3 protein-coding genes and 1 pseudogene are annotated in these 5,383 nt (G+C 70.7%); all 4 read left to right on the forward strand.

Going from position 1 to position 5,383, the window contains the following annotated elements; translation table 11 throughout:
- Positions 1–94: pseudogene (locus tag P3T41_RS36730) on the forward strand (ATP-binding protein); the annotation flags it as partial.
- Positions 95–607: 513 nt separating this feature from the next.
- The gene (locus tag P3T41_RS36735) at positions 608–4,009 is read left to right on the forward strand and encodes a nitrate- and nitrite sensing domain-containing protein (RefSeq protein WP_280695006.1); all 3,402 of its coding nucleotides are present in this window, start codon (positions 608–610) and stop codon (positions 4,007–4,009) included.
- A gap of 10 nt (positions 4,010–4,019) precedes the next feature.
- Positions 4,020–4,433, forward strand: a complete 414-nt coding sequence (locus P3T41_RS36740; protein WP_035797811.1) for a roadblock/LC7 domain-containing protein — start codon at positions 4,020–4,022, stop codon at positions 4,431–4,433.
- 312 nt (positions 4,434–4,745) lie between these two features.
- On the forward strand, positions 4,746–5,336 hold the full coding sequence (locus P3T41_RS36745) for a DUF742 domain-containing protein (RefSeq protein WP_280695007.1): 591 nt from the start codon (positions 4,746–4,748) through the stop codon (positions 5,334–5,336).
- Positions 5,337–5,383: the final 47 nt, after the last annotated feature.

A 5,383-nucleotide genomic window follows, 5' to 3' on the forward strand; every position in this document is an offset into this window, starting at 1 on the left:
CCCCATCATCACCCTCGACGCCCGACGCCGAGACAGCGCCAAAAGCGCACTCATCACACTCGTCGAACACGCACTCCTCGCCCGACTGCGATGACCATCACGGGGACTCCGAACATTCGGGGTCCCCGTTCTGTACGTCACATAACGGGTTCTGTGGATCGCATAACGGTTCGGTAGGCATTTCGGACGTTTTCGTGACACACCGTAGTCGTTCGGGTGCGCTCGGCGCATGACATCCGCTGGTTTGGTCGCTCCTGTGACTGAATGTCCGATATGTGCGTCAGTGGGCGGCCAGCAAGAGCTGTTTGTCCCGTTCTCCCGCACGTGCTGAAATTCCAGCTACCCCGAGTTGACTCATGGCAGTTCCACCCAGCAGCGGGCTGCGGCCAGGGGTAAGCCGCTGGATTGATCCATGGCCGCCAGTCGGCCGAGAGGTTGTTGTCGAGTGAGGCGTAAGCAGCCAGTCACCCCGCAGCGGCGCCCCGAGCCCCGCGAGACGGACCGCAGCGGCCAGAGCACTGCCGGGTTCTCCCCCTTCGCGGCGAACTCCGAGCGTTCAACGGCCGGCTCCGGCACACCAGGCCGATCGAGCGGTGTGGCGTCGGAGGTGATCATCGGTCCCAACGATGAACGTCCAACGCAGACCAGCCGCTATGAGTTCCTGGCCTTCCGCAACTGGCGCGTGCCGGTCCGGCTGATGGCGATCATGCTGATCCCGGTCACCATCGCGCTGGTCTTCGGCGGTATGCGCGTCAACACCTCGTTCGACAACTACGTCAAGGCGACCCACTCCGAGCAGGCCGCGAACCTCGCCCGCGCCGCCACCGACCTGGCGGACGCGCTGGAGAACGAGCGCGACATGACCCTGCAGCCGCTGATGACCGGCCAGGACCCGCAGGGCCAGGTGACCAAGCTGCGGGCCGCCACCGACCAGCGACTGGCCGCCTACCGCGCCGCCTACGCCAAGGTCTCCGGCGAGCCCGAGATCACCCAGGACGACCAGGCCTTCGAGACCGACGTCGCCTCACTGCAGAGCCTGCGCGCCAGCGCCTACACCCCGCAGCTGTTCGCCAGCGCGACCATCAACGCCTACCAGACCCTGATCGGCCCGCTGCTGTCGATCGACAGCACGGTCGGCGCCGGTAGCGCCGCCGGGGTGAACCGCGGCCGCGCGATCTACGACATCTCGCAGACCAAGGCCGAGTCCTCGACCGGCCGCGCCCAGATGCTGATGCTGTTCGTCGGCATCGGCACCGGGCGCAACTCGCGGTACGAGAACACCCAGCTGATCCAGGACCTGCTGGTCTCCAACAGCATCCAGCAGACCTCGCTGGCCGGCTTCCAGACCGGTGCCTCCCCCGCCGACAACAGCATCTACGCCAACGCGGTGGTCGCCCAGTCCGACGCGGACGCCCACGCGCAGCTGCGGATGCCGGACAACGTCACGCTGCCGACAGTGCAGAGCCTGATGGACATCGGTCTGGCCTACCAGACCGAGGCGATGATGCCGACCGACCCGGTCACCTCCGCCCGGCAGCAGCAGCAGGCCGCGGACCAGGGCTTCAACGAGGCCAACTGGGTCCAGGCCACCACCAGCGAGATCAACCCGCTGCGCACCACCGAGACCAACCTGCTGAACAGCATCGTCGCCGACGCGACCACGGCCAAGGACAGCGCCCAGACCGACGCCATCCTCAACGCCTCGATCGTGGTCGCCTCGCTGGCGCTGGCCGGCCTGCTCACCGGCCTCATCGCCCGCTCGATGATCCTGGGCATGCGCGTGCTCAACGCCACCGCGCTCGACATCGCCAACCACCGCCTGCCCGACCTGGTCGAGAAGCTCTCCAAGACCGACCCGGACCGGGTGGACACCAACGTCGAGGCGATCCCGCTGTGGGGCCGCGACGAGATCGGCGAGGTCGCCCGCGCCTTCGACCAGGTCCACAGCCAGGCGGTCACGCTCGCCGCCGAGCAGGCACTGCTCCGAGGCAACCTGAACGCGATCTTCTCCAACCTCTCGCGCCGCAGCCAGGGTCTGATCCAGCGTCAGCTGGCGCTGATCACCGACCTGGAGAACAACGAGGCCGACCCGGACCAGCTGGAGAGCCTCTTCAAGCTGGACCACCTGGCCACCCGTATGCGCCGCAACGGTGAGAACCTGCTGGTTCTGGCCGGTGAGGAGCCGGGTCGCCGCTGGAACACCCCGGTCCCGCTGGTCGACGTGCTGCGCGCCGCCGCCTCCGAGGTGGAGCAGTACGAGCGCATCGAGCTGTCCGGCATCCCCGAGGCCGAGGTGATCGGCGCGGCCGTGACCGACCTCGTCCACCTGCTCGCCGAGCTGCTGGAGAACGCCACCTCGTTCTCCAGCCCGCAGACCCGGGTCACCGTCAACGCGACCCGGCTGCCGGACGGCCGAGTGCTGGTCGAGATCCACGACAAGGGCATCGGCCTGACCGCCGAGGACTTCGCCGAGATCAACGAGAAGCTCGCCGAGCCGCCGACCGTCGACGCCTCGATCTCCCGCCGGATGGGCCTGTTCGTGGTCGGCCGGCTCTCCGACCGGCACGACATCCGGGTCCAGCTGCGCCCCTCGGGCGAGTCGGCCGGCACCACCTCGCTGGTCATGCTCCCGGCCCCGCTCACCCAGATGCGTGCGATGCCGGAGCCGGAGGAAGAGTTCACCGTCTCGCGGATCTTCACCGACCAGGCGCCGCAGGACACCTGGTCGCACGAGGCCTTCGCGGCCCCGCGCAGCGCGGCCGAGCTCGGCTTCGACGACAACCTGGCGCTCGGCGGCCGCGGGCAGGGCGGGTTCAGCCCCGCGCTGGACTCGATGCAGCGCTCGCTGCGGCTGGACCAGCGCCGTCGCGCGGCCCTGGAGGCCGGTCCCGGCGAGGACGGCGCCGACCAGGCGCACGTCACCTCGCGGGAGCTCGGCACCTCGGACTTCGCGCCGCAGGACTTCGCCCAGGGCGAGTTCGAGGGTGCCGAGGCCGACTACGTCGAGGCGGAGTACGTCGAGGCCGAGGCCGGGTACGAGCAGCAGGCTCCGTACGCCGACCAGGGCTACCAGGGCCACCAGCAGAGCGGCTTCCCGAACCAGTACGACCAGCAGTACGCCGAGCCCGGCTACCAGCAGCCCTACCAGAACTACGGGCAGCAGGGTTACCAGGAGGGCTACTACGCCGACCAGGCCGCCGAGCCGTACGGCTACCAGGACGCCGGCCAGGGCTCCGAGTACCAGCAGCAGCAGGACGCCGGCTACCAGGGCACCGGCCAGGGCTCCGGGTACCAGCAGCAGGCCGCCGGCTACCAGGGCGAGCCGACCGGCTTCGACGGCTTCGCGCCGCGCGATCAGCACGGCCAGCGCAGCCAGCGCGGCCAGGAGAGCGCGAGCGGCCACCCGTACGAGAGCACCCCGGCGCTGCCGGCCCCGCAGGCCCCGGCACTGGACTCGGGGCTGCCGCAGCGCCGCCCCGGCCAGCAGCTGAGCAGCGGGCTCGGCTCCCGCCCGATCGGCGGCCTGGACACCGGCGAGCAGCCGAACTGGTTCACCGGCGCCAAGGACACCTCGTCCGCCGAGGCTCCCGAGCCCGCCGGCCACCAGGTGTCCGGCCTCGGTGCCTCCGGCCCGACCGGCCCGACCGCCTGGCAGTCGGCGAACGACGGCGCCTGGCAGCGGGCCGAGCAGGTCCGCGAGCCGGCCGCCGGCGGGGTGACCGACTCCGGTCTGCCGCGCCGGGTGCCCCGGCAGAACCTGGTCCCCGGCAACGCCAAGCCGGCCGCCGCGGACGGACCGCAGGTCTCCCGCAGCCCCGAGGAGGTCCGCGGCCGGCTGACCAACCTGCGCCGCGGTGTGGAGCAGGGCCGCAACGCCGGCTCCGAGTCCGGCCAGACCGGCAGCTTCCGGATCGACCACCAGGACATGTCCCAGCCGGGCCGCCCCGGACGCGGACAGCAGAACAACAGCACCGATCTCTTCGGCGGCCCGAACCACCAGGAGCGTTGAGTTGAGTCAGATGAGTCAGGCCGCACAGAACCTGAACTGGCTGATCACCAATTTCGTGGACAACACCCCTGGGGTGTCGCACACGGTGGTGGTCTCCGCCGACGGGCTCCTGCTCGCCATGTCCGAGGGCTTTCCCCGCGACCGCGCCGACCAGCTCGCCGCCGTCGCCTCCGGCCTCACCTCGCTGACCTCCGGCGCCAGCCGGATCTTCGAGGGCGGCGACGTCAACCAGACCGTCGTCGAGATGGAACGAGGCTTCCTCTTCCTGATGGCCGTCAGCGACGGCTCCTCCCTCGCGGTCCTCGCCTCCCCCGACTCCGACATCGGCCTGGTCGGCTACGAGATGGCCCTGCTCGTCGACCGCGCCGGCGCCGTCCTCACCCCCGCCCTGCGCGCCGAACTCCAGGGCAGCCTCCTGCACTGAGCAGGGGTCCTGAGCGGGCTCCTGAGCCAACACGGCCCGGCCGTCGGTGTGCTGACGGCCGGTCAGTACGCTCCTCTCGTACGCCCCTGACGGCCCGTCCGGTTATCCTGACGGACCGTCGGGAGCGCCCGGTGAAGGTGAGCGGTCACTGCCGTAGTACTTGTAGTATCCAGCCGCCCCCTTCCGAGCCCGCGGCGACGGGCTCGGCTTCGGGCTTTGTACCGGAACCTCGCACCACCGGTCTCACCCAGTTCCACCGAGGCCGCGCCCCGCACCTTGCACCGCACCGCCGCATCCTGTGAGGAGAGGACCGTGACACCGCCCGACGATCGCCAGGGCCAGTACGGAGTCCCGTACCCCGGCACCGGCCACGACGCGTTCGGGACGCCCGGCGCAGGCCAAGGCCAGAGCTACGGCAGACCGCAGCACGGCCGGCAGGGCGACCCGTACGGTCGGCCTCTCCCGCACCAGGGTCAGGCGTACCCGCAGCAGGACCCGCAGGCACCGCGGACCGCTCCGAGCAGGCCGGCAGCTCAGCCGCCGGCCGACGAGCCGGACAGCGGTCCGCTGATCCGGCCGTTCGCGATGACCGGCGGCCGGACCCGGCCCCGCTACGAACTGGCCCTGGAGGCACTGGTATCGGCCAGTGTCGACCAGGCCAGGCTCGCCACGCTGCTGCCCGAGCACCAGCGGATCTGCACGCTCTGCGCCACCGAGGTGAAGTCGGTGGCCGAGGTCTCCGCGCTGCTCTCGCTGCCGCTCGGGGTGGCCCGGATCCTCGTGGCCGACCTCGCCGAGGCCGGCCTGGTCGCCATCCACCAGCCCGCCGCCGGGGGCGAATCCGGCAACCAGCCCGACGTCACGCTGCTCGAAAGGGTCCTCAGTGGACTTCGCAAGCTCTAGCCCCGCGGCCGCCACCCGCGCCACCACCTCCGCGAAGATCGTCGTCG

The organism is Kitasatospora sp. GAS204B (assembly GCF_029892155.1).
Taxonomy (GTDB): domain Bacteria; phylum Actinomycetota; class Actinomycetes; order Streptomycetales; family Streptomycetaceae; genus Kitasatospora.